Source organism: Rahnella victoriana (assembly GCF_021276285.1).
GTDB lineage: Bacteria > Pseudomonadota > Gammaproteobacteria > Enterobacterales > Enterobacteriaceae > Rahnella > Rahnella victoriana.
The window spans coordinates 4185677-4209873 of the sequence record NZ_CP089919.1; the positions used below are offsets into that span (position 1 = coordinate 4185677).

Annotated in this window: 20 protein-coding genes and 1 pseudogene; 12 read left to right on the forward strand and 9 right to left on the reverse strand. The window is 49.6% G+C overall.

Translation table 11 applies throughout. The annotated features are described in order from the left end of the window. Window positions 1-118 precede the first annotated feature (118 nt). The gene (locus tag J9880_RS19245) at window positions 119-988 is read left to right on the forward strand and encodes a D-hexose-6-phosphate mutarotase (RefSeq protein WP_119827178.1); all 870 of its coding nucleotides are present in this window, start codon (window positions 119-121) and stop codon (window positions 986-988) included. A 72-nt stretch (window positions 989-1060) separates the two neighbouring features. Here the strand turns inward: J9880_RS19245 and J9880_RS19250 are convergent, their stop codons facing one another. Both J9880_RS19250 and J9880_RS19255 read right to left on the reverse strand, forming a co-directional pair. Then, complete coding sequence (locus J9880_RS19250; RefSeq protein ID WP_232769790.1) at window positions 1061-1915, reverse strand: aldo/keto reductase; 855 nt, start codon at window positions 1913-1915, stop codon at window positions 1061-1063. A 110-nt stretch (window positions 1916-2025) separates the two neighbouring features. Further along, window positions 2026-2775 carry a MipA/OmpV family protein gene (locus J9880_RS19255; protein ID WP_095921876.1) on the reverse strand — a complete coding sequence of 250 codons (750 nt, stop codon included), beginning with the start codon at window positions 2773-2775 and terminating at the stop codon, window positions 2026-2028. A 533-nt stretch (window positions 2776-3308) separates the two neighbouring features. On the opposite strand from J9880_RS19255, the gene yeaG reads away from it, so the two are divergent. Beyond that, window positions 3309-5243, forward strand: coding sequence for a protein kinase YeaG (gene yeaG / locus J9880_RS19260; RefSeq protein WP_095921875.1), 1935 nt, complete (start codon window positions 3309-3311; stop codon window positions 5241-5243). Between the two features lie 34 nt (window positions 5244-5277). Further along, window positions 5278-6552 (forward strand): YeaH/YhbH family protein, encoded by a 1275-nt coding sequence (locus J9880_RS19265; RefSeq protein WP_119827182.1) that lies wholly within the window; start codon window positions 5278-5280, stop codon window positions 6550-6552. A 143-nt stretch (window positions 6553-6695) separates the two neighbouring features. Here the strand turns inward: J9880_RS19265 and J9880_RS19270 are convergent, their stop codons facing one another. Beyond that, window positions 6696-7460, reverse strand: coding sequence for a DUF481 domain-containing protein (locus tag J9880_RS19270; protein ID WP_095921820.1), 765 nt, complete (start codon window positions 7458-7460; stop codon window positions 6696-6698). A gap of 468 nt (window positions 7461-7928) precedes the next feature. Between J9880_RS19270 and nadE the strand changes: the two genes are divergently transcribed. Then, window positions 7929-8759, forward strand: a complete 831-nt coding sequence (nadE, locus tag J9880_RS19275) for an ammonia-dependent NAD(+) synthetase (protein WP_232769791.1) — start codon at window positions 7929-7931, stop codon at window positions 8757-8759. 150 nt (window positions 8760-8909) lie between these two features. Continuing rightward, a complete protein-coding gene (locus tag J9880_RS19280; protein WP_131692710.1) occupies window positions 8910-10106 on the forward strand; it encodes a multidrug effflux MFS transporter in 1197 nt (398 codons plus the stop codon). Between the two features lie 10 nt (window positions 10107-10116). Here the strand turns inward: J9880_RS19280 and dadX are convergent, their stop codons facing one another. Both dadX and J9880_RS19290 read right to left on the reverse strand, forming a co-directional pair. Next, window positions 10117-11190, reverse strand: a complete 1074-nt coding sequence (gene dadX, locus J9880_RS19285; protein WP_232769792.1) for a catabolic alanine racemase DadX — start codon at window positions 11188-11190, stop codon at window positions 10117-10119. Between the two features lie 65 nt (window positions 11191-11255). Then, complete coding sequence (locus tag J9880_RS19290) at window positions 11256-12557, reverse strand: D-amino acid dehydrogenase (protein WP_232769793.1); 1302 nt, start codon at window positions 12555-12557, stop codon at window positions 11256-11258. Between the two features lie 646 nt (window positions 12558-13203). Here J9880_RS19290 and J9880_RS19295 point away from each other — a divergent pair. Further along, a complete protein-coding gene (locus J9880_RS19295; RefSeq protein WP_232769794.1) occupies window positions 13204-14739 on the forward strand; it encodes a SpoVR family protein in 1536 nt (511 codons plus the stop codon). A 67-nt stretch (window positions 14740-14806) separates the two neighbouring features. Here the strand turns inward: J9880_RS19295 and fadR are convergent, their stop codons facing one another. Beyond that, the gene (gene fadR / locus J9880_RS19300) at window positions 14807-15529 is read right to left on the reverse strand and encodes a fatty acid metabolism transcriptional regulator FadR (RefSeq protein WP_131692706.1); all 723 of its coding nucleotides are present in this window, start codon (window positions 15527-15529) and stop codon (window positions 14807-14809) included. 244 nt (window positions 15530-15773) lie between these two features. Between fadR and nhaB the strand changes: the two genes are divergently transcribed. The 5 genes from nhaB to J9880_RS19325 all read left to right on the forward strand — a co-directional run bounded on the left by nhaB (window position 15774) and on the right by J9880_RS19325 (window position 21104). Further along, a complete protein-coding gene (nhaB, locus tag J9880_RS19305) occupies window positions 15774-17351 on the forward strand; it encodes a sodium/proton antiporter NhaB (protein ID WP_095921814.1) in 1578 nt (525 codons plus the stop codon). A gap of 139 nt (window positions 17352-17490) precedes the next feature. Then, a complete protein-coding gene (dsbB, locus tag J9880_RS19310) occupies window positions 17491-18021 on the forward strand; it encodes a disulfide bond formation protein DsbB (RefSeq protein ID WP_095921813.1) in 531 nt (176 codons plus the stop codon). Window positions 18022-18187: 166 nt separating this feature from the next. Further along, window positions 18188-19297: an AI-2E family transporter gene (locus J9880_RS19315; RefSeq protein ID WP_131692705.1), complete on the forward strand. Its 1110-nt coding sequence runs from the start codon at window positions 18188-18190 to the stop codon at window positions 19295-19297. A gap of 126 nt (window positions 19298-19423) precedes the next feature. Then, a complete protein-coding gene (gene iraP / locus J9880_RS19320) occupies window positions 19424-19765 on the forward strand; it encodes an anti-adapter protein IraP (protein WP_119827192.1) in 342 nt (113 codons plus the stop codon). A gap of 289 nt (window positions 19766-20054) precedes the next feature. Beyond that, window positions 20055-21104, forward strand: a complete 1050-nt coding sequence (locus tag J9880_RS19325; protein ID WP_232769795.1) for an acyltransferase family protein — start codon at window positions 20055-20057, stop codon at window positions 21102-21104. 266 nt (window positions 21105-21370) lie between these two features. On the opposite strand, the gene J9880_RS19330 is transcribed toward J9880_RS19325, so the two are convergent. Further along, window positions 21371-22468 carry an acyltransferase family protein gene (locus tag J9880_RS19330; protein WP_232769796.1) on the reverse strand — a complete coding sequence of 366 codons (1098 nt, stop codon included), beginning with the start codon at window positions 22466-22468 and terminating at the stop codon, window positions 21371-21373. A gap of 375 nt (window positions 22469-22843) precedes the next feature. Between J9880_RS19330 and J9880_RS19335 the strand changes: the two are divergent. Next, window positions 22844-22939: pseudogene (locus J9880_RS19335) on the forward strand (defective integrase); the annotation flags it as partial. A 26-nt stretch (window positions 22940-22965) separates the two neighbouring features. On the opposite strand, the gene J9880_RS19340 reads toward J9880_RS19335, so the two are convergent. Further along, window positions 22966-23415, reverse strand: a complete 450-nt coding sequence (locus J9880_RS19340) for a YcgN family cysteine cluster protein (RefSeq protein ID WP_095921810.1) — start codon at window positions 23413-23415, stop codon at window positions 22966-22968. A 106-nt stretch (window positions 23416-23521) separates the two neighbouring features. After that, entirely contained in the window at window positions 23522-24178 is a 657-nt protein-coding gene (locus tag J9880_RS19345) for a fumarylacetoacetate hydrolase family protein (protein WP_119827196.1), read from the reverse strand. Window positions 24179-24197 lie beyond the last annotated feature (19 nt).

Consider the following 24197-nt stretch of genomic DNA (forward strand, 5'->3'; position numbering starts at 1 on the left):
GCTTTCTGTCGGATGCACTTTTTTATCAGCACATGAGTGCGATCAAACAGACAGGTTTGGTTCATGTGTAGTCTTGGTTGTAAATCGTAATTGTTTAACCCTGACAGGACTTTAGATAATGACAGAACAACTCTTTTCTCTTCCGGTCGTAAACCAAATCTCTACCTCCGTCAGCCAGCGTCAGATTGACGAACTGCCGGTGCTCGTTGTCACCCATCCGAAAGTTCGTGCCGCAATTGCCCTGCAAGGCGCGCACCTGTTGTTATGGCAGCCTGAAGGTGAAGAACCTGTGCTGTGGATGAGCAGCGCCAGTGCGTTCAAAGAAGGCGTCGCGATCCGTGGTGGCATTCCAATTTGCTGGCCGTGGTTCGGTCCGGCTGGTCAGCCTTCACATGGTTTCGCCCGTAATCTTCCATGGGAACTGACTGACCATAAAGAAAATGACGAAGGCGTCGTTCTTACCTTAACGCTGAAAAGCTCACCTGAAACACTGGCTCTCTGGCCACATGAGTTCACGCTGAGCGCACGTTTTTCACTGGGGGAAACCTGCCATATTGAGCTGGAATCTACCGGTGATTTCGAAGCCAACAGCGCCCTTCACACTTATTTCAACATTGGCGATATCGCGGATGTCAGCATTAAAGGTCTGGGCAACAGCTTTATCGATAAAGTCGATGGCGCAAAAGCCAAGCAGGAAACCGGTGATCTGACCTTCACCGGCCAGACTGACCGCATTTACACCCAGCCGCAGGCCACCAGCGAAATCGTTGACCCGGTACTGAAACGTACGCTGGTTGTCGCACATGAAAACAATTCTGACGTGGTTGCGTGGAACCCGGGTTCTGCCCTGTCAGTCAGCATGGCGGATATGCCGGACGACGGTTACAAAACCATGGTCTGCGTTGAAACGGCACAAGTTTCCCACAAACATGTGTCTACCCACGCAGCACCTGCACGTCTGGCGGTGACTTTCTCCCTCCGTAAGTAGTTTGCAGCGCGCATGACAAAGGGGCCGGAAGGCCCCTTTTTGTCGTCTGATGGCGGGTAGGAAGCGGAGACTTCAGACCATATCCAGCGGCGTTTTATGGCGTGGCGCCGGGAACGCGGCATCAATGCGTACGATTTCATCTGCCGTCAGGCTCAGCGTCAGCGCCGCCGCATTATCTTTTACATGCCGGGGCTGTACCGCTTTGGGAATGGCGATCACGTTACCGGAGCGTATTACCCAGGCCAGCGCAATCTGTGAACTGCTGACACCGCGTGCCTGGGCGATATCCAGCATCACCGGTGCGGTCAGCACGTCGTGGCGTAACTTACCTGCCTGTGCGAGAGGACAATACGCCATCACCGGCACGCTGTGCTCTTCACACCACGGCAGCAGGTCGAATTCGATCCCTCGAGCCGCTGCGTGATACAACACCTGGTTGGTCATGCATTCATTGCCGCCGGGGATTTTCCACAACGCCTGCATGTCGTCAGTATCAAGATTGGAGACGCCCCAGCGACGGATTTTGCCAGACTGCTGCAATTTTTCCATCGCCGCCACGGTGTCATGTAACGGAATCGAACCACGCCAGTGCAACAGGTACAGGTCTATACAATCTGTCTGTAATCTTTTCAGGCTTTGCTCACAGGCGGCGATCGCTTTCGCGCCACCGGCATGGTGCGGGTACACTTTTGATACCAGAAAAACCTCATCCCGACGTCCGGCGATGGCCTCTCCGACCACCCTTTCCGCGCCGCCATCGGCGTACATTTCTGCGGTATCGATCAGGGTCATACCGGCATCCAGCCCCTGCTGCAAGGCTTTCACTTCAGAGCGAATGTCACTGTTTCGCTCTCCCATATACCAGGTACCTTGTCCGATTGCGGGTACGGTCGTGCCGTCGGGGAATTGCACGGTGTTCGCTTTCATCTGTTTCCTCCGGTTGGGTTATGACTGCAATATCTGATGATCTATAAATGTGCAAATGGGGCGAAACGCCCCATTAATGTGCAACTCATTCACCCTGACGGTGCATTGCATCAGAAGGTGTAGGTAACACCTGTCCACAGTACACCCGTCCAGTCTTTTTCGATGATCGGGCTGTCAGTCACTTCACTGCCGAGGCGCAGATAGCGGCCCGTTACGAAGCCCTGCCATGCAGGCGTGAAGTTGTATTTCGCGGAAACTTCAACGTACGGGCTGAAACTGTCGTCTGCAGAATAGCTGTGGAAACCACTGCGACGCGATTCGTCTTTGGTCACGCCATAATAATAATCGTTGAGATTCGAGCTGAACCAGGTCACACCAAAGCCTGGTACCACGGCCCAGTTAGACCCTTTGATCGCATACAGATAACCCAGATCAGCGGTCATACCGTTACTGGTATCAAGGGTGTCCGCGTTGAAGCTGGCGCGAATCGTCCCCCATTGCGCGTTATGCGAATAAGCCAGACCGGCCATCAGGGTGGAGCGCCGTTTGTCCAGATGCTTCATGCGTTTGTCGTCGCTGTCGCTCGGGTCAAAGCTTAACGGGAAATAGCTGGCGGTGACGCTCAGTTTGTTTGCTTCGTCATTCCACAAATAGTAACCCGCCATCAGGGTGTGGAAGTAGAAGTCATCATTGTCGTAATTGATGATCGGCACCGGATAAACGTGGTCGTTATTGCCACGGTACGGATCAGGCGCGACCAGCGCGGAACCACCGACCTGCCAGGTTCCCGCAACAGCAGCATGGCTGCAAATCACTGCCGCGCCCACGATGGACAGTGTTTTAAGAGTAATTTTTTTCATTGTCTTAATTCCATTAAGTAAAAAATCGCCGCTAGTGTAAATGAACCGTAAACATCGCGCTTAGCAAATCTCGGTCTATAAAAAGACATATCCAGAAAAATCGGGTCGATCGCACAATTTAACTGCAAAATATGAAATAAAAATGACTAAAGAAACAACTTCCGCTCTGCAAAGCACGTCCTGCAAGGCTTTTCAGAGCATTCCTGATAACTGAGTCATTGATATGACTTAAAAAACGGCAAAAGCATAGAGGAAATTTTCTTAATGCCAAACTACGCTTATAAATAGATGAAAGACTTAGCCTGAACGGTTGCCCGTCCCACCGGGTCTGACAGTGAACAAATCATCGCATCTGTCGGCTTTGAAGGGGTTCTGCAAGTTGGCATAAGGGTTGCTGTATTCAGGTGGGAGATCTTTCTTCCGGGGGCGCTGAAAAAAGCTCTCATTAACCTGTGCTATACCCAACTCATTGGAATTGCAGCCAGTCGGCGGTTCCGGGGACGAAGGGTAAAATAACGAAGGACGGGCATCGTATGAACATATTTGACCACTATCGCCAGCGCTATGAGGCTGCCAAGGACGAAGAGTTCACACTGCAGGAATTTCTTACCATTGCACGGCAAGATCGCAGTGCTTATGTCAATGCGGCGGAACGTCTGTTGATGGCCATCGGTGAACCAGTGATGGTAGATACCGCGCTTGAACCACGCCTGTCGCGTTTATTCTCGAACCGTGTTGTTGCACGTTACCCTGCATTTGAAGAATTTTACGGCATGGAAGAGGCTATCGAACAGATTGTCTCCTACCTGAAACACGCCGCGCAGGGTCTGGAAGAAAAGAAACAAATCCTTTATTTACTGGGCCCGGTGGGCGGCGGTAAATCATCTCTGGCCGAACGGCTGAAATCCCTGATGCAACGCGTACCGATTTATGTGCTGAGCGCCAACGGCGAACGCAGCCCGGTAAACGATCATCCTCTGTGCCTGTTCAACCCGCAGGAAGATGCGCATATTCTCGATAAAGAATACAACATTCCTCCGCGCTATCTCGGCACCATCATGTCGCCATGGGCGGCAAAACGTCTGCATGAATTCGGTGGCGACATCACCAGGTTTAAAGTCGTGAAAGTCTGGCCGTCGATCCTCGAACAAATTGCCATCGCCAAAACAGAACCCGGCGATGAAAACAACCAGGACATCTCGGCGCTGGTCGGGAAAGTGGATATCCGTAAACTGGAAAACCACGCGCAAAACGATCCTGATGCCTACGGATATTCCGGTGCACTGTGCCGTGCAAACCAGGGCGTGATGGAATTCGTGGAGATGTTTAAGGCCCCGATTAAAGTACTGCACCCGTTACTGACAGCGACGCAGGAAGGTAACTATAACGGTACCGAAGGTATTTCCGCCCTGCCGTTCAACGGCATTATTCTGGCGCACTCCAACGAATCTGAGTGGGTGACGTTCCGTAACAACAAGAATAATGAAGCCTTCCTTGACCGCGTGTACATCGTGAAAGTGCCTTACTGCCTGCGCGTGTCGGAAGAGATGAAAATCTACGACAAACTGCTCAGCAACAGTGAGCTTTCTCATGCGCCATGCGCACCGGGAACGCTGGAAACGCTCGCGCGCTTCTCGATCCTCTCGCGTCTGAAAACGCCGGAAAACTCCAGCAGCTATTCCAAAATGCGGGTGTATGACGGTGAAAGCCTGAAAGATACCGACCCGAAAGCCAAGTCCTACCAGGAATATCGCGATTATGCGGGCGTGGATGAGGGCATGAACGGGCTGTCGACGCGTTTCGCGTTTAAAATCCTCTCCCGCGTGTTCAACTTTGACCATGCCGAAGTGGCCGCCAACCCGGTTCATCTGTTCTATGTGCTGGAACAGCAGATCGAGCGCGAACAGTTCCCGCAGGACATCGCTGAGAAATATCTGGAGCACCTGAAAGGCTATCTGATCCCGAAATACGCTGAGTTCATCGGCAAAGAGATCCAGACGGCTTACCTGGAATCCTATTCAGAATACGGACAAAACATTTTCGACCGTTATGTCACCTACGCTGACTTCTGGATCCAGGATCAGGAATACCGCGACCCGGATACCGGTCAGTTGTTTGACCGTGAAGCGCTGAATGCTGAGCTGGAAAAGATCGAAAAACCGGCCGGGATCAGCAATCCAAAAGATTTCCGCAACGAAATCGTCAACTTCGTGCTGCGTGCCCGCGCCAATAACAGCGGCCGCAATCCAAACTGGACCAGTTACGAGAAACTGCGCACGGTGATTGAGAAAAAAATGTTCTCAAATACCGAGGAATTACTGCCGGTTATCTCGTTTAACGCCAAGACGTCGACCGATGAACAGAAAAAACATGATGATTTTGTCGACAGAATGATGGAGAAAGGATACACACGCAAACAGGTACGCCTGCTGTGTGAATGGTACCTGCGCGTAAGAAAATCCTCGTAACAGAAGATCGTTGGCAACGTCGTTTGGGGGAAATATGACGTATTTTATTGACCGTCGGCTGAATGGCAAAAATAAAAGCGCGGTGAACCGCCAGCGCTTTTTGCGCCGCTATAAGTCGCAAATCAAACAGTCGATTGCCGAGGCCATCAACAAGCGTTCGGTTACCGACGTAGACAGCGGGGAATCGGTATCGATTCCCAACGCTGATATCAACGAGCCCATGTTTCATCAGGGTCGCGGTGGCTTGCGCCACCGTGTTCACCCCGGCAACGACCACTTTGTACAGAATGACCGCATCGAACGACCGCAGGGGGGCGGTGGTGGCGGCAGTGGTCAGGGCGATGCCAGCCAGGACGGTGAAGGCGAAGATGAATTTTCATTCCAGATCTCCAAAGACGAATATCTCGATCTGCTGTTTGAAGATCTGGCGCTGCCTAACCTGCGTAAAAATCAGCATAAACAGCTGAATGAATTTAAAACCCACCGCTCCGGTTACACGTCTAACGGCGTGCCGGCCAATATCAGTGTGGTGCGCTCTTTGCAAAACTCGCTGGCCCGTCGCACGGCGATGACCGCGGGTAAAAAACGGGAGCTGCGTGAACTGGAATCGACGCTGACCGAGGTCGAACACAGTGAACCGGCACAATTGCTGGAAGAAGAACGTCTGCGTAAAGAGATTGCTGAGTTGCGAGCAAAAATCGCCAAAACGCCGTTCATCGATACGTTTGATTTACGTTACCGCAACTACGAGCGTCGCCCTGAGCCTTCGAGCCAGGCAGTGATGTTCTGTCTGATGGATGTCTCCGGTTCAATGGATCAGGCAACCAAAGACATGGCCAAACGTTTCTATATTCTGCTCTATCTGTTCCTGAGCCGGACGTATAAAAACGTCGATGTGGTCTATATCCGTCACCATACCCAGGCCAAAGAAGTGGATGAACAGGAGTTCTTCTACTCGCAGGAAACCGGCGGGACCATCGTTTCGAGCGCGCTGAAACTGATGGATGACGTCATTCAGGAACGCTACGACCCGGCGCAGTGGAATATTTACGCCGCGCAGGCCTCTGATGGCGATAACTGGGCTGACGACTCCCCTCTGTGCCACCAGTTACTGGCACAGAAGATCCTGCCAATGGTGCGTTATTACAGCTATATCGAAATCACCCGCCGCGCCCACCAGACGCTGTGGCGTGAATACGAAGTGTTGCAGGAGAAATTCGATAATTTCGCTATGCAGCATATCCGGGAACAGGAAGATATTTATCCGGTGTTCAGGGAACTTTTCCATAAGCAAACTGAAAACGGTTAAGAACGAAATAAAATACAACCGGCGATGAATCTGTCGCCGGTTTTTTTATGTTTTTTTACCGCGTTTCGATGCACCAAAATAATCCATTAAAAAAGCCGGGGGATTTCTCCTCCGGCTTTTTGCATTATTTCCCGACGGGAAAATTACAGACCGTAAACCAGGTTCACAGACGTCACGGTATCGGTTTTATCCGGTGCGCTGGCAGGTGGTTTAGTGTTGTAGGTGACGTCATAGGCCACTTTCAATGAGAAGTGGGTATTGATTGCCACAGTCAGTGCAGTTTCAGAGTTCAGCGTGGTTTCGTCGTTCGCTAAAACGGAGAAGCCCTGGGTGAAACGTGCCGTGTCGCTGATCTGATAACCGTAAGTGCCGGAACCGTAGGCCAGAGCACGGGTGGTGTTACCGCCCTGTTCGAACTCATCGTGACGAACACCAGGACCTGCTTCCAGGTTCAGCGTATGAACCGGGCCGCTCCAGATCTGACGACCGTAACCGACCGCGCCGACAGTACGTGAACGGTAACCGTTATAACGGTCGCTCAGCCAGCTCGCCTGACCAAACACATAGTTCGCGGTATCCAGGTTGTAGCGCGTACGGCCGCCAGCCTGATATTTTTCAGATGAACGCACACCGGACGAAGACGTGTTACGCGCAGAACCCCACAGGCTGTAAGCCGTGTTGGTATCAAACCAGGTCATGGTGGTATCAGCATTCAGCGTGGAGTTGCTGGTGTTACCGGTTTGCGCACTGTAACCCGCCTGAACGTTGCCTTCGAACGGTTTTTTCGCCTGAGCAGGGTCATCTAACGCGGTGAAGATTGTGGTGTCTGCAAGGCTTGAAATACTGAACAGCGCTGCACCGCAGACTACGGCACAAGCTGGTAAACGACGTACAACCCGAAAAAACATTTTGTTTCCCCAATAAGACTTAAGGCAAATAACGACATTAGAACCACACGATGTATGCCATTAATTAGGATCCGTTAATCAAGCCTGGCAACTCCATTTCGATGGCACATGCATACAAATATTTCTACCGCAACAAATATAACGCACTCAGCCCAGGATATCTTAATAAAGCGGCTTTTTTAGATAGTTCCGAATGACATATATTTCCGGCAATAGAAACATACAAAATCATTACACTTCCTTTCATTGATTTCTTATTTCAATGCGGGTCAGTAATCGATCTTAACGCGCCACACTTTACTTCTTTCCTGCCGCTTTCGTTCGAAATATTGCGAGCTGGCAGCGTACAGATTTCCGCCGAACTCGTCGCTGAATCTTGTCCTTTTGAGCGATGCGGGGTAGTTTTATCCTGATAACGTCTTATTTTTGCCTCGGGTTCCTCGAAGGCAGCCTTCAGGAGGAGTGGTCATGGCTTTACAACAAGAGATTATTCAGGCTCTGCACGTTAAACCGCACATCGATGCCGCACAGGAAGTCCGTGTCAGCGTCGATTTTCTCAAAAGTTATCTGCTGGCCCATCCGTTCATCAAGACACTGGTTCTGGGCATCAGCGGCGGGCAAGATTCTACTCTTACCGGCAAACTTTGCCAAACAGCAATTAGCGAATTACGTGCGGAAACGACAGAAGCGGATTATCATTTCATCGCGGTGCGTTTACCTTACGGCGTGCAGGCGGATGAAGCCGACTGTCAGGACGCGATCACCTTCATCCAGCCGGATCAGGTTCTGACCGTGAATATCAAAAATGCGGTGCTGGCAAGCGAAGCGACATTGCGTGAAATCGGCATTGAGCTGAGCGATTTCATCAAAGGCAATGAGAAAGCCCGCGAACGCATGAAAGCCCAGTACAGCATCGCCGGGATGAAGAAAGGCGTGGTGGTGGGCACTGACCACGCAGCAGAAGCGGTCACCGGCTTCTTCACCAAATACGGCGACGGCGGCACGGACATCAATCCGATTTTCCGTCTGAACAAGCGTCAGGGAAAGGCATTGCTGAAAGAACTCGGTTGTCCGGCGCATCTTTATACCAAAGCCCCGACGGCCGATCTGGAAGAAGACCGCCCTGCCTTGCCGGATGAAGCCGCGCTGGGCGTGACCTACGAACTGATCGACGATTATCTTGAAGGCAAGAAAATCGACGATAACGCTGCCGCCATTATTGAAGGCTGGTATCTGCGTACGGAACATAAACGCCGTCCGCCGATCACCGTATTCGACGATTTTTGGCAGAAAATATAATTTCTGCGGTTCTTCGCATCAGACGGGCACCTCAGGGTGTCCGTTTTTATTCACGGCCCTGTCCCGCCTGTTTATCACAAGCCGCTTTCCATTCATTAACTAAATCATTACCCTTAGCGTCCTTTCGGATGACTGACAGTGATGTTTTCAATGCAAAAGTTTCTTTTTCTGTTGCTGAGCCTGGTGCTGCTCGGCCCTCTGGGTATTGATTTATATCTGCCCGCGATACCTGCCATTGCGCTAGGTTTACAGAGTACCGAGGCGGTCATTCAGTCCTCGATTTCGCTATTCATTCTGGTGATGGGCCTCGGTCAGCTGGTGGCCGGTCCGCTGGTGGATAAATTTGGCCGCCGCCCGATCGCGATTATCGGTGTGGTGGTTTATCTGGCCGGTGCAATAGTGGCCGCAACCGCCGTCGCGCCGTGGATGTTTCTGTTATCCCGTATTATTCAGGGGCTGGCGGTGTGCTGTACGTCGGTGGTGGTTTTCAGTGGCGTACGTGACCGGATGAATGGTAACGATGCGGCCCGTGCCTATGGCTTTCTTAACGGTACGCTGAACATCATTCCCGCGCTGGCACCGCTGATCGGTGGGCTGATTGCACAGTATTATGGCTGGCGTGCGCCTTTCTGGGCGTTAGCCGGTTATACGCTGGCGGTATTGCTGCTGGTGATAATCAAACTGCCGGAAACCCGCCCTGCCGGTACTCAGACCAACAATGGCCTGCCGTTTCGTCAGTACGCGCGGATTTTGTTTAATGCCCGGTTCATTACTTTTGCCTTAGTTAACGCCGGTGCAATGGGCATGGCGCTGACTTATGTCTCGCTGGCGCCGACCGTATTGATGAATATTGCCGGGCTGACGCCTTTGCAGTTTTCCCTGGTTTTTGGCGCGAATGGTTTCTGGATTATGGCAGTGAGTTTTATCTCCAACCGCATCATCCATAAAGTGGGCCGTCCGGTGTGCCTGACGACGGGCGGCATTCTGATGTTTGCCGGTTGTCTCGGTCTGATTGCCGGTATCACGCTGGTTCCGCCTGCTGAGCAGACGGCAACCTGGCTGTACATGCTGCCGGTGGCGAGCGCCTGTGCCGGTCTGGCATTTCTGGTCGGTCCGGCCACCAGTTACGCACTTGAGCCGTTCTCCAGTGAAGCGGGTGTGGCCTCGGCGCTGGTGGGGTCGGTGCAGATGGCAGGCGGCGCGTTACTCGGTTTTATCGCCATGGCATTACCGTTGCAGCCAAAACTGAGTCTGGCGCTGGTGATGCTGGCAGGAGGATGTCTGGCGATGCTGGCGCGGCGTGCCAGCAAGACTTCAACGGGGCGCCTGACCCGTCTGGAAAAGTAATACGTTTTTGTTATCCGATGGTCGTCACCGGTACGCGGGGTGCCAGCGCACTCAGCAGTTCGTAGCCCAGCGTACCGGCTGCCGTCGCCACCTCGTCTGCCGGGAGGTTTTTACCCCACAATTCAACCGGTGAGCCAATCCCCGCCTGCGGGCAAGGCGTTAAATCTACCGCCAGCATATCCATGGAGACGGTCCCCACCGTGGTGGTTCGTACGCCATCCACCCAGACCGGCGTACCGGTAGGCGCATGGCGCGGATAGCCGTCAGCATAGCCACAGGCCACCACGCCTATCCGTTGCGCTTGCGTGACACCGTAACGGCCGCCATAACCCACCCGCGCACCGGCATTGAGTTCCTGCACAGCGATCAGTTCGCTTTTCAGCGTCATCACCGGTTGCAGCCCGGTATCAGCGATATCCTGCCAGTCCCCGCTCGGCGACGCGCCATACACAATGATGCCCGGACGGATCCAGTCGTAATGGGTATGCGGATGCCAGAGCGTGGCAGCGGAGTTCGCCAGGCATCGCGGGCCGCTGATATGTTGCCCTGCGAAATTCACGGCAGCCATTTGGGCATCAACGCCTTCCACGCTGTCGGCGGTAGCAAAATGGCTCATCAGGGTGATCTCACCCACCTGCTTCAGTTCACGCAATTGTTGCCACGCGGCAGTCGTACGCTCAGGTGCAAAACCCAGACGGTTCATGCCGCTGTTCACCTTCAGATAAACGTTTACCGGCTGGCTGAATTGCGCCTCCGCCAGTGCGCGGATCTGCCATTCGCTGTGCACGGCGGTGGTCAGGCGGTATTGCGCTACCAGCGGTAAATCCGCAGCACTAAAAAACCCTTCTAGCAATAATATCGGCCCCTGCCAGCCAGACTCACGCAGCAAAATGGCTTCATTGAAATCGAGTAACGCAAATCCGTCGGTGGCGGATAAACTGCGCCAGATACGGGAAATACCGTGGCCGTAGCCATTGGCTTTCACCACCGTCCAGACTTTGCTTTCCGGCGCAAAGCCGCGAATGATATTGAGGTTTTGAGTTAACGCGGACAGAGATAATGTGGCTGAAATCGGGCGAGGCATACCAGCTCCGGCTATACAAAAGTCGTGCCCGTGCACTGCTGCACGGGCGAAGAGTAACGGCAGGTTCAGCGCACAGGATGCATGCTGTGCGGGCCAGCAGGATGCGCGATAAAGCCTGGACTGTAGCGTTCGACCGATAAATCATCGGAAGGAATGGCGGGCGTCACGCCGGACATAATATCCGAGAGTAACTGACCGGAACCGCAGGCCATTGTCCAGCCCAGCGTGCCGTGGCCGGTGTTGAGGTACAAATTCCTGATGCGCGTGCGCCCGACAATCGGCGTGCCGTCCGGCGTCATCGGCCGTAACCCCGTCCAGAACGTGGCCTGCCCGATATTGCCGCCATTCGGGTAGAGATCTCTCACCACCATTTCCAGCGTTTCCCGGCGAGCCTGCGCCAGTTTCAGGTTAAAACCGACTATCTCGGCCATGCCCCCGACGCGGATACGATCGTCAAAGCGGGTAATGGCGATTTTATAGGTTTCATCCAGTACGGTTGATACCGGCGCCGATGCCGGATCAGTAATCGGAATCGTCAGTGAATACCCTTTGAGCGGATAAACCGGGATCGAAACCAGATCGGCCAGCAGTGCGGTCGAATACGAACCGAACGCCACCACATACGCATCGGCTTTCACTATTTCCTCGCCGCACTGAACGCCGGTGATTTCGCCGTTTACCACATGCAGTTTATCCACCGTGCGGTTGAATTCGAAAACCACCCCGGCCTGACGCGCCATTTCCGCCAGCTTGCGGGTAAACATATGGCAATCGCCAGTTTCATCATTAGGCAGACGTAATCCACCCGTCAGTTTGTGCGCAACCTGCGCCAGGGCAGGTTCAGCGCTTGCCAGCTGGCCGGATTCGAGCAACTGGTACGGCACACCGGCATCTTCCAGCACGGCGATATCTTTCGCCGCGCTTTCAAACTGCTGCGCGGTGCGGAAAAGCTGTAACGTGCCGCCCTGACGCCCTTCGTACTGAATGCCGGTGTCATCGCGCAAGGCCTTCATGCAATCGCGGCTGTATTCCGCCAGACGAACCATGCGGCTCTTGTTGGTCTGATAGTGGTCCATGTCGCAGTTACGCAGCATCTGCCACATCCATTTCAGCTGGAACTGCGTGCCATCGAGACGGATCGCCAGCGGCGCGTGTTTCTGAAACATCCACTTCACGGCTTTCACCGGCACGCCCGGAGCCGCCCACGGCGCGGCATAGCCCGGTGAGATCTGTCCTGCATTCCCTGCGCTGGTTTCTTCTGCCGGGCCTGACTGACGATCAATGACTGTCACCTGATGACCCGCTTTAGCCAGATACCATGCACTGGCGACACCGACCACACCACTGCCTAAAATCACCACACGCATATCGACTCCACTCCACGACAAAACAAAGCATAATATTCTGATGACAGGAAATTAACCTGACTGAGAAAAATCACCAACACAGGCACGCATAACCGTGAGGTCTTTCACATTTATTTATCGTTCATGACGAGATTTATTTCAATAGTCATAAATAAATAACGATATCCCGCAACATTACGTCTAATGGAAGAGAAATTTATGGTTTTCTGACAGCATTGACTTCATTGAAGTCACCCGCCCCTTCCGATAAGAAAGCGCCTTCCTTTGCAGGGTATTATTCTTGTATACAAGGATAAAATTAGCATTAAACACTACAAAGCGCGCCACCCGTGATATTACCTCAGAGAGTGACGGAAGAGGTGATGACGGCAGACCGGGGATTTATAAAGGTCAGGTGAAACGAGGAAAATCCGATGTCTGCGAAAACTGTCATCCGTATCTCGTTGTGACCGGGCTGTCTGCTCTTTTATTCGACGATTGACAGGTCCCGGCCATAAGGATATAGATTTGTGAAAGAAGGGATTCATGGTGTTTATCTAACGGCACACTCAGATTGAGCTACGATTATCAATGGACGTGCGAAATCTTAAGAAAAGGTTGTGAATCAAACACTCTGTAGCGTCCATAACTAATGAGGGTGCGGCTTATGACGACAGTGACCCAAAAGCAAAAAACTGAGGACAAACGTCTTAACGATGGACCGGACTGGACGTTTGAGTTGTTGCAAACCTATCTCGCAGAGATTGACCGGGTAGCCAAGTCGTACCGGCTGGAAACGTATCCGCATCAAATCGAGATCATCACTTCTGAACAAATGATGGATGCCTATTCAAGCATTGGCATGCCGATCAATTACACTCACTGGTCGTTCGGTAAAAAATTTATCGAAACCGAACAGCTGTATAAACACGGGCAACAGGGTCTGGCGTATGAAATCGTCATCAACTCCAACCCGTGTATCGCTTATCTGATGGAAGAAAATACCATCACCATGCAGGCGCTGGTGATGGCACATGCCTGCTACGGACATAATTCTTTCTTCAAAAACAACTACCTGTTTAAGAGCTGGACTGACGCCAGTTCCATCGTCGATTATCTGCTGTTCGCCAAACGTTATATCAGTGAGTGCGAAGAACGTTACGGTGTCGATGAAGTGGAGCGCCTGCTGGATTCCTGTCATGCACTGATGAATTACGGTGTCGACCGTTATAAACGTCCGCAAAAAATCTCCCTGCAGGAAGAACTCGCCCGACAAAAAAGTCGCGAGGCATATCTGCAAAGCCAGGTGAACACACTGTGGAAAACGCTGCCACGTAAAGACAGCGTGGACGCACCGGAACAGGCGCGCCGCTTCCCGTCTGAACCTCAGGAAAACCTGCTGTATTTCATGGAAAAAAATGCACCTCTGCTGGAACCCTGGCAGCGCGAGATTTTGCGTATCGTACGTAAAATCAGTCAGTATTTTTATCCGCAAAAACAGACACAAGTCATGAATGAAGGCTGGGCCACATTCTGGCACTACACCATCCTGAATCATCTGTATGACGAAGGGAAAGTGTCCGACCGCTTCATTCTGGAATTCCTGCACAGCCACACCAATGTGGTGTATCAACCGCCGTATAACAGCCCCTATTACAGCGGGATCAACCCGTATGCGCTCGGCTTTGCCATGATGCAGGACATTAAGCGTATTTGTCAGGAACCGACCGAAGAAGATCGTTACTGGTTCCCGGACATTGCCGGTTCCGACTGGCTGGATACGTTGCACTTCGCGATGCGTGACTTCAAGGACGAGAGTTTTATCAGTCAGTTCCTGTCGCCAAAAGTGATGCGTGATTTCCGTCTGTTTACCGTGCTCGATGATGACCACAATAATTATCTCGAGATCGCCGCGATCCACAACGAGGAAGGCTATCGCGCCATCCGTCAGGAGTTATCAGCGCAGTACAATCTGAGTAATCATGAACCGAATATTCAGGTCTGGAACGTGGATTTACGCGGGGATCGCTCGCTGACCCTGCGTTACATACCGCAGGATCGTGCGCCGCTGGACAAGAGCCGTCGTGAAGTCATGAAACACGTTCATCGTCTGTGGGGGTTCGATGTGTTCATCGAACAGCTTAATGAAGACGGCAGCGTTGAATTGCTCGAACGCTGCCCGCTGCGCCCCGCTCCACTCTAACCCGCGCCGTTTTCAGCCAGTAAAAAAGGGCGCTAAGCGCCCTTTCTGATATCTGTCTGTCTCACACTCAACGATGCTTTTGTTCAGTCAGGTCACCGGGCATCGCGCTCTGCATGCTGTGCCAGATTTCACCACTCTGACGTCCATAATTGCGCACGCAATCCACAATCTGCTCGTAGCTTTTTTCGTGGCAGATATCTGACAGTTTCTTGTAGAAACTGATCGCCAGTTTACGCGCTTCAGGATTGGAGAAGTAATAGCGTCCGACGCGGGTATAAAGCCCACGCAAGCCGTTGATGATCAGGCCGTAAATCGGATTACCGGAAGCAAAGGCCAGACCACGGAAGATACCGTAATCAAGCGCGGTGAACGCTTCTGCATGATCTTCGACTTCAGCGGCTTTTGCCAGCACCTGTTGGGTTTCTTCCGGATTGGTGCGCATGGCTTTGCGGATAAAGATGGTGGCGATGTTGGTGCGGACTGACAGCAGATTATCAATCAGTTGCGGCACGCTGTCGTGATCGAGGCGCGCCAGGGTTTCCAGAATATTCAGCCCCGACGTTTCCCAGAAGTTATTCACTTTCGTCGGTTTTCCGTGCTGGATTGTCAACCAGCCATCCCGGGCAAGTCGCTGTAACACCTCACGCAATGTGGTTCTGGTCACGCCAATGAGTTCTGAAAGTTCTCTCTCAGCAGGCAAAATTGAACCCGGAGGGAATCGGCTGTTCCAGATACTTTCGATGATATACTCTTCGGCAAAACCGGCAGGACTTTGTGCCTTAATAACCATGTGTTTGTCGTTCCGTGTGGGACTTTTATTAGGGATATAGTTCAGCTCATCATACCAGATGAAAATCGCCTGTTATAGCGCTCCGGCGGAACTAATGTTGAAACTGTGCAGGGGTTGGCAGAATTTCACATTTCTTCGCATGTGATTGCCTCGTCTTTTGCGGTGAAAATTTTTGGCCGGAAGAATAAACTGGGCTATCGTTTTGATACATCTATAAATTACTTATAAAGGATCTTTGGGGACTATGGAAACTACCTTCAGTCGTGCATTCATCAGAAACTTTTTGGGTCAATCACCCAACTGGTACAAGATTACTATTCTGGCTTTCCTGATCATTAATCCGCTGGTTTTCTTTCTTGTCAGTCCGTTTTTAGCGGGCTGGCTGCTGGTCATTGAGTTCATCTTTACACTGGGCATGGCACTCAAATGCTATCCGCTTCAGCCAGGGGGTTTGCTGGCTATCGAAGCCGTGATGATCGGCATGACCAGTGCAGAGCGCATCCGTGAAGAGATTTCGGCCAATCTGGAAGTCATCCTGCTTTTGATTTTCATGGTGGCAGGCATCTATTTCATGAAGCAGTTGCTGCTGACCGTGTTCACCAAGCTGCTGTTAAACCTGCGCAATAAAATCGCCCTGTCGATGGCGTTTTGTTTTGCGGCCGCCTTTTTATCCGCCTTCCTCGATGCGCTGACAGTGATCGCCGTGGTGATCAGTGTTTCCGTGGGTTTCTATACGATTTACCACAACGTTGCCTCAAACCAGTCTGAAAAAGACGCTGTTGATGATGACAGTTCATTTACCGGCAGCCAGCAACATGCCGCGGTGCTGGAACAATTCCGGGCCTTTTTACGCAGCCTGATGATGCATGCCGGTGTCGGTACCGCACTGGGTGGCGTCATGACGATGGTCGGCGAACCGCAAAATCTGATTATCGCCAAAAGCGCGGACTGGCAGTTTGTGGATTTCCTCATCCGTATGTCCCCCGTCACCGTGCCCGTGTTTTTCTGCGGCTTTATCGTGTGTGCCCTGGTGGAACGTTTCCGCTGGTTTGGCTACGGCGCGCAACTGCCACAGCCTGTGTTTGAAGTGCTCAGGCAATATGATCAAAAAAACAGTGAGAACAATACCAAACAGGAACGCATTAAACTGGTCATTCAGGCTGTTATCGGTGTATGGCTGATTATCGCGCTGGCCTTCCATCTGGCCGAAGTCGGCCTGATCGGACTGACCGTCATTATTTTTGCTACCGCGTTTTGTGGCGTCACCGATGAACATGCGATCGGTAAAGCCTTTCAGGATTCCCTGCCGTTCACCGCCCTGCTGACGGTATTTTTTGCCATCGTCGCCGTGATCGTCGAGCAACATCTTTTCAGCCCGATCATTCACTTCGTGTTGCAGGCCGCGCCGTCGAATCAGCTTTCGTTGTTCTATCTCTTCAACGGATTGCTTTCTTCGGTATCAGATAATGTCTTTGTCGGTACGGTTTATATTAATGAAGCGAAATCTGCGCTGGTGAGCGGCGTGATCGACCTGAAGCAATTTGAGCTGCTGGCGGTAGCGATTAACACAGGCACCAACCTGCCGTCGGTTGCCACCCCGAATGGTCAGGCCGCATTCCTGTTCCTGCTGACCTCGGCTCTCGCCCCGTTGATCCGCCTCTCCTATGGCAGAATGGTCTGGATGGCGTTGCCTTATACGGTGGTCATGACGCTGGTTGGCTTGTTGTGCGTTCAGTATCTGCTGCCCGATATGACGCAGTGGTACACCGACATGGGATGGCTGAGCTTGCCACCGGTCAGTGAAGTGATGCCCGCACACTGATTCAGAGATTTACTGAAGTTAAAGTCGAATTGTCCGATTTATCGTAATTATTTACCGAATATTTATTCAGACAGGCTGGCAGCAGTGTGCAATTGGTTTACACTGCGTACCAGTTGCTCACTGCAGGGAAAATTTTTCTATGTTGCAATATCTTAACCGCTGCTCACAAGGACGCGGTGCATGGCTTCTGATGGCGCTAACCGCACTGGCTCTGGAGCTGGTTGCGTTGTATTTCCAGCACGTGATGTTGCTAAAACCGTGCGTCATGTGTATTTATGAGCGCTGCGCGTTGATGGGCATTCTGCTGGCAGGACTGGTGGGTGCGATTGCGCCTTCAACCTGGTTGCGTTATGCCGGTATCCTGATCTGGATTTACAGCGCTTACGAAGGGATCCGCCTGTCATGGGAACACACTATGATTCAGCTCCACCCTTCACCGTTCGCGACCTGTGATTTCGCCGCACGATTTCCGACCTGGTTGCCACTGGATAAATGGTTCCCGTGGATGTTTATCGCCAACGGTGACTGCGCAGAAAAACAGTGGGAATTCCTGTCATTGGGTATGCCACAGTGGCTGGTCGTGATTTTCAGCGTGTTTATGGTGATCGCGATTCTGGTGCTGATTTCTCAGTTCGTGAAACCGAAACGCCGCGATTTGTTCGGCCGTTAATTAGGCCCGGGCAATCCGTTTAGAAAGCGCCTCAGGGCGCTTTTTTTTATGCCCGTTTGAACGCCATATGACAGCCACAGCCTCTTCATAAAAAACTGTTCTTTATTTGTAAATTCAGTAATGCGCTCTATGCTACGAGGGCAACAGGATCATCTGAGGAACAATTATGGTAGTTAAAGGATTTTCAAAAGGTTTTTTCATCGCGATTCTTCTCATCGTGACTTTGGCTTTTTTTGATGTATTACGGCCTTACTATTCTTCCGTACTCTGGGCGATTATTCTGGCGGTTATTTTTAACCCGCTTAAAAACAGGCTCAAACAGTATGTAGGTGACCGTAACGGAATTATTTCGCTGATAACCGTCCTGGTCATTTGCCTGATCGTTTTTACTCCACTGGCGATCATTACGTCTTCGCTGGCGATTGAATTCAACGCGGTATACACAAAGCTTCAGGGCAATGAAACCCAGCTGCCCGTCGTTCTTTCGGATTTCATCCATCACTTACCAAGATGGGCGCGGCATTTCCTGACAGATCACGATCTGGACAGCACTGCGGAGATCCAGAAGAAACTTTCCGATGCGGCTATGCAGGGCAGTCAGTATCTGGCGGGAAGCGTCTTTGTCATCGGTAAGAGCACGTTCAGCTTCGTCGTGGGCTTCGGCATTATGCTCTACATCCTGTTCTTCCTGATTAAGGATGGTGCGTATCTGGTCAATCTGACGCTGGAAGCCCTTCCGCTGTCACGTCATGTCAAACATCACCTGTTTATGAAGTTTGCGGCAGTGTCACGCGCAACCGTCAAAGGTACGGTCGTTGTGGCTGTCGTACAGGGGGCTTTGGGCGGGCTGGCGTTCTATATTGCGGGGCTGGATGGCAGTCTGCTGTGGGGCGCGCTGATGGCTTTCCTGTCCATCATTCCGGCAGTAGGTTCAGCGATTATCTGGGTTCCTGCAGCGATTTATTTCTTTGCTTCAGGGATGCTGTGGCAGGGGATCTTTATTGTGGTCTTCTTCGTGGTGGTGATTGGTATCGTGGACAATGTCTTGCGTCCGTTGCTGGTCGGTAAAGACACCAAGATGCCGGATTATCTGATTCTGGTCACCACCCTGGGCGGTATGGAAGTGTATGGCATCAACGGTTTTGTCATTGGCCCGTTGATTGCTGCCCTCTTCATTGCCTGCTGGAATATCCTCTCCGGCCGGGACCATCAGAACAACACTGATGTCATCGATGAAGATTTTATCGAGGAAGGCAAAAACCATCCGGATGCCTGATGTGTATTGCGGCAAACTGAGCGGTCTCATCAGGGGCCTCTCAGTTTAACGAAATATGATTATGCAGTTTTCAGAACCTGGCGTAGAAATATAAGGCACAACCCTTTCGATCTGCAGGAGTGACAAATGAAAAATATCATCTTAGGAATGATTGCAAAAATCTCCCGGATGGAAGCCGATTCCAAACAACTTACCGCACAGGTTGAAGCACAGTCACTTCTGTTGAGTGCCGTATTTCTGACTGTCGGGAAAAATGGCGGGCCGCAGGAAATCATCGAAAGCGTGAACAAAGCCATTAACTCTGCGCTGGATTCGGCGGATGAAGTGCTTAAATCTGATGCCAAAATTTTATTTGAACAGTTTCAGGCCCTGATAGACATGACACGTCTGATTGATAAAGCGGATCCTGAACTGGATTCAGATGCGCTGAACGCCCTGAACGGTATACGACCGGACTCAGAAATTTAAACTCAGACGAGCATGAAAAATGCCCTGGCAATTGCCGGGGCTTTTATGTTTCAAAAACAACCAGAATAAAAACGCATAGCAAGTTTCAACATCGTCTTGAGATCAATTTTACGCCAGGTAAGTCTATGACGTTGCATAATATGACCGAGGTAATAAAGATTCTTCGCAAAGCCAAACTGGTCGCAGTGATCCTGACTAAGCTGATACCCTCCACCTTTTGTCAAAAATCTGTTAGAATAGACAATTATATAACATTGGAATTTCATATTACTTATCAAGACTTCATAAAATGGAAAAACTTACACCCAACCAATCTTTGTCGCTTGAGTCCTTACGTGGGGTCTCAGCTTTATCAGTTGTAGTTGCACATTTCTATCAGCTATTCCTGGCCAGATATGATGCATCTCTTTATAAATATTTTGCCTTAGTTGCCCAATCAAGTGTTATGATTTTTTTTGTAATGAGCGGTTTTTTGATTGGAAAATCCATTCAAAATAATTTTCAAAAAAATGTTTATTTCTCATTACCTGATTATGCTTCAAGTAGATTTTATAGAATATACCCACCACTTATCGCCTCAATCGTAATAACTTTCTGCTTATATCAACTGGCCTTTCATCTTTTCCAATCTGGTGGAGCTACCTTTTCCAATCCGGATCTTTGGCTTAAAGGAAGATCGCTATCATTCTATCCATCTCATATGATTGGAGTTATGACGTTTACAAATGGCATCCTTAATTCTCCCTTTTCATTCAATGCCCCTCTATGGAGTTTGCCATTTGAGGCTTGGTATTACGTCATAGCTGGTTTGATTTTCACAAGAAAGCCAATATTAATTGCAATAGCGATAATGATATTTGTTTTTATATGCAGCATAAAACATGAATTTTTTACCTATTCCAAGGTTTGGTTTTTTGGGCTAGCATTATCCTATGCAAAGATCAATTTTAATTACTCAAAACCGATAGCATTCATCCTGCTTGCCATTGTAGGTGTTCATGTATATAAGCATGCCGTTAATTTCATTTCGCACGGTGAAAACATTGAAACTTATAATATGTATTTCGGGTTATTTTTTGGTCTATTCTTATACCTGGTCATTCTGTGTAAAGATGTGAAAATAAATATATTACCGAAGTCTTCTAAGTATTCATACTCACTTTATATTATACACTTTCCTATTATGCTATTTTCAATTGGATGTTTTGAAAATGAAGTTTTAAACAACAGCCCATTTGCCATGTGGTATGGTATTTTTGTTTCTCTCTGTGCAGTTTTAATTGCAAAATTATTGTCACGATATATAGAAGACCCGGCATTCCTGAGGAAATATATGTAGTCGTCACTCACCATTCATCGAAATGTTCTGTATGAGGTAGGTTTTTTTGCTGGTATGACTACTCCTCTTTAACCTCTGCATGTCTCCTGGAAGTTGCTGTGATATTGCTCCAGCAACTTCCAGGAAACTGAAACGAACAAGTTCCTACTAATATCTTTCTCTATGGCAACATTTATGACAATAATACATATCAGTTATGAGTTGAAATTTTCGCACAGCTACGCATAGCATATGCCTCATGTTCAGAAAAAGGTAATTTTTCACGATCAATTATGCATCTTGCTCAAATCTCTATCAGCTATTAATTTTCTGCTTAGCCAGAAAGTTGGTATTTCTATATACTTATGAATTAAAAAGGCTAATACTATAACTATAATGATAAAAGCACCGCTAAAAAATAAAAAATGATTAGCTGCAATGGATTTATTAATGTTTAGCGCTTTAATTAAATACCAAAACACCACTGCATGAATGAGATAAATAGAATATGAAAGATCTCCTATTAACTTCAGCACACCGTGAATAAATTTATTTTTTATCTGCTTGATCATGAAAAAACCGGTGAACAATAAAATAGACATTATTGTATAAAAAACTCTATCCAAGCCAGTAACGATTTTAATTTGGTCACCTATTGTCGGGTAAAAATAGAAACCACTCATAGAGACCAGAATCAATCCAATAGAATATTTTTTTACATTACCGATTTTATTATAAAATAATTTAGTTACAAGAATTCCAGTTACAAAAAAAATAATATTATTTAGCGGGTTAATATATGTCAACCACTGGCTTGCCAAGGAAAAACCAGCATTTAGCAGATGAAATGAAAAATAATAGAATAGCGTGATTGTTATCGCAATGAAAATGAAGAGAGATAGTTTATTTCTCAAAGAAATAATAATTAGTGGGAATAACAGATAGTAAACCATTTCATTCCCAATGGACCAACCGCCAGAAACAATATAATTACCGCCATCCAAAAAACCAAATAACAACGTTATGTTTACTGCAGTTGTCCAAAAATCATAGCGATAAATATCATAATAAGTCCATGCGAAAATTACCACTAATAGCATGGAGAACCAATAAACCGGGGCAACTCTTAGAAACCGTTTAGCATAAAATATTGCAAGATTACGAATTGAAAAACTATCAGCTTTATGGGCAAGAAACAAAGCAGATCCGCTAATTAAATAAAATATTGAGACACCATACACGCCAAAGACCCCAATCATAGTTGATGAATCTGCATCATGTAGCAACCATGACCGAAGATGATAGAAAACAATGAGTAACGAAAGTATGCCTCGTAGATAGTCTATTGAATTAATGCGCATAAAACACCCAATTTGATAGTTCATCAAATCATATCACATTGTGATTCCGCGCACATTTAAGTTGTAATGATTGTTTTAACGCTATCTGTTTTGCCTTACTGAAACATATAAATCCTGTCATAACCAATATGCTCATGGTATTCCTAACGCCTTCTGCATATATAAGTATAAACGCCTCGCCTATTTTTTAGGCCATAACTCAAAAGATTAAAAAAAATTGAATTAATGCAAACTTCTGTTAAGAATCATGATGTGAGGGAATTTTTCTGTGCCTGGAGGGATTTTTTTTGTGTTATGACACTTCCCAATATGCATTTAACCCTTCAAGGGCTCCGTCCAAGTGGGACAATGGCTCTCAAGCGCCGCCTTTAGACGCAAAGAGTAGAAAGCACTTAATTGAAGTGGATGAGCGAGAATAACAGTAATCAGATGGACATTTTGAACGCAGGATTTACGGGTGATGCCCCGTATATGCCCCGCGCTATATCACAGTGATGAAGTTCTTCAATCACTTCAGGTAGTTACTTCGCCCAGCTTGGCTTATTCATAATGTGATCCTGCCAGTCTTCCACGTCGTCTTCACGCACGGCAATATAGCGCACGGAAATCTGCGCGGTGTGCATGGCGGATTTAGACGCTTTGTTCAGCAGTGGATGCCACGGCAGTAACGGGCGGCCTTCACCGATCAGGCGATACGCGCAGGTGGGCGGCAACCAGTCAAAAGTGGTCAGGTTTTCGCGGGTCAGTTTGATGCAATCTTCTTCCAGCGTAAAACGACGCTCGTAGTTGCGGCACTGACAGGATTTGATGTTGAGCTGATTACAGGCGACGTTGGTGAAATAAATTTCATCGGTGTCTTCGTCGATCAACTTATGTAAGCAGCATTGTCCGCAGCCGTCGCACAATGCTTCCCATTCTTCGTCAGTCATTTCAGACAGCGTTTTGTGCTGCCAAAAAGCGGGTTCAGTCATAGTGTGCATCCGGTATAAATAAAATGAGGGTGCTTATATAGACGCTTTGGCGAACAGATGCAAGCAAAGCCGCCGGAAATCCGCTCCGGCGACCTGCAACATTGCGCTAAATCACGCGAGTGGAAACTTGCTTACCGTTAAGTGTAGCTGAGATTTCATCACCGGCTTTTAACGGGCCGACGCCATGCGGTGTCCCGGTGAGAATGATATCACCGGCACGCAGTGTGAAGAACCGGCTCATATAGGCGATCAGCGGTAAAAGCGGCGTCAGCATGTCGCGGGTATTGCCTTGCTGACGCACTTCGCCGTTGATTTCCAAACGCAACTCAGCCTGCTGTGCATCACCGAATTCACTCACCGGAATAAATCCGCTCATCGGGCACGAGCCGTCAAACCCCTTGGCCTTTTCCCAGGGTTGTCCGGCTTGTTTGAACGTCGACTGCAAATCCCGCAACGTCAGGTCAAGCGCCACCCCGTAACCGGCAATGGCATTGGCAACGCGGTCTTCCGTCGCCTGTTTCAGCGGCGTTCCGATCAGCACAGCCAGTTCCACTTCATGATGTACCGAACCCAGATCCTTCGGGATCGCGACAGGCTGGCGGAAATCACACAGCGCGGTTTCCGGCTTAATAAATAAAACCGGTTCCGCCGCCTTCTGCCCCCCCATTTCTTTGATGTGATCGGCATAATTGCTGCCGACGCACACCACTTTATTGACCGGGAAATCCAGTAATGCGCCATGCCAGTCTCTGTGTTGGTACATACGCTACTCCTTGTTATGA

Excerpts from the sequence above, each read along its gene's own strand:
- J9880_RS19265 (WP_119827182.1), top strand. The coding sequence starts at position 5,278 with ATGACGTATTTTATTGACCGTCGGCTGAATGGCAAAAATAAAAGCGCG.
- nhaB (WP_095921814.1), top strand. The coding sequence starts at position 15,774 with ATGGAAACTACCTTCAGTCGTGCATTCATCAGAAACTTTTTGGGTCAA.
- J9880_RS19245 (WP_119827178.1), top strand. The coding sequence starts at position 119 with ATGACAGAACAACTCTTTTCTCTTCCGGTCGTAAACCAAATCTCTACC.
- nadE (WP_232769791.1), top strand. The coding sequence starts at position 7,929 with ATGGCTTTACAACAAGAGATTATTCAGGCTCTGCACGTTAAACCGCAC.
- J9880_RS19315 (WP_131692705.1), top strand. The coding sequence starts at position 18,188 with ATGGTAGTTAAAGGATTTTCAAAAGGTTTTTTCATCGCGATTCTTCTC.
- J9880_RS19250 (WP_232769790.1), bottom strand. The coding sequence starts at position 1,915 with ATGAAAGCGAACACCGTGCAATTCCCCGACGGCACGACCGTACCCGCA.
- J9880_RS19330 (WP_232769796.1), bottom strand. The coding sequence starts at position 22,468 with ATGAACTATCAAATTGGGTGTTTTATGCGCATTAATTCAATAGACTAT.
- yeaG (WP_095921875.1), top strand. The coding sequence starts at position 3,309 with ATGAACATATTTGACCACTATCGCCAGCGCTATGAGGCTGCCAAGGAC.
- J9880_RS19295 (WP_232769794.1), top strand. The coding sequence starts at position 13,204 with ATGACGACAGTGACCCAAAAGCAAAAAACTGAGGACAAACGTCTTAAC.
- iraP (WP_119827192.1), top strand. The coding sequence starts at position 19,424 with ATGAAAAATATCATCTTAGGAATGATTGCAAAAATCTCCCGGATGGAA.
- J9880_RS19290 (WP_232769793.1), bottom strand. The coding sequence starts at position 12,557 with ATGCGTGTGGTGATTTTAGGCAGTGGTGTGGTCGGTGTCGCCAGTGCA.
- J9880_RS19325 (WP_232769795.1), top strand. The coding sequence starts at position 20,055 with ATGGAAAAACTTACACCCAACCAATCTTTGTCGCTTGAGTCCTTACGT.
- J9880_RS19280 (WP_131692710.1), top strand. The coding sequence starts at position 8,910 with ATGCAAAAGTTTCTTTTTCTGTTGCTGAGCCTGGTGCTGCTCGGCCCT.
- dadX (WP_232769792.1), bottom strand. The coding sequence starts at position 11,190 with ATGCCTCGCCCGATTTCAGCCACATTATCTCTGTCCGCGTTAACTCAA.
- dsbB (WP_095921813.1), top strand. The coding sequence starts at position 17,491 with ATGTTGCAATATCTTAACCGCTGCTCACAAGGACGCGGTGCATGGCTT.
- fadR (WP_131692706.1), bottom strand. The coding sequence starts at position 15,529 with ATGGTTATTAAGGCACAAAGTCCTGCCGGTTTTGCCGAAGAGTATATC.
- J9880_RS19345 (WP_119827196.1), bottom strand. The coding sequence starts at position 24,178 with ATGTACCAACACAGAGACTGGCATGGCGCATTACTGGATTTCCCGGTC.
- J9880_RS19340 (WP_095921810.1), bottom strand. The coding sequence starts at position 23,415 with ATGACTGAACCCGCTTTTTGGCAGCACAAAACGCTGTCTGAAATGACT.
- J9880_RS19270 (WP_095921820.1), bottom strand. The coding sequence starts at position 7,460 with ATGTTTTTTCGGGTTGTACGTCGTTTACCAGCTTGTGCCGTAGTCTGC.
- J9880_RS19255 (WP_095921876.1), bottom strand. The coding sequence starts at position 2,775 with ATGAAAAAAATTACTCTTAAAACACTGTCCATCGTGGGCGCGGCAGTG.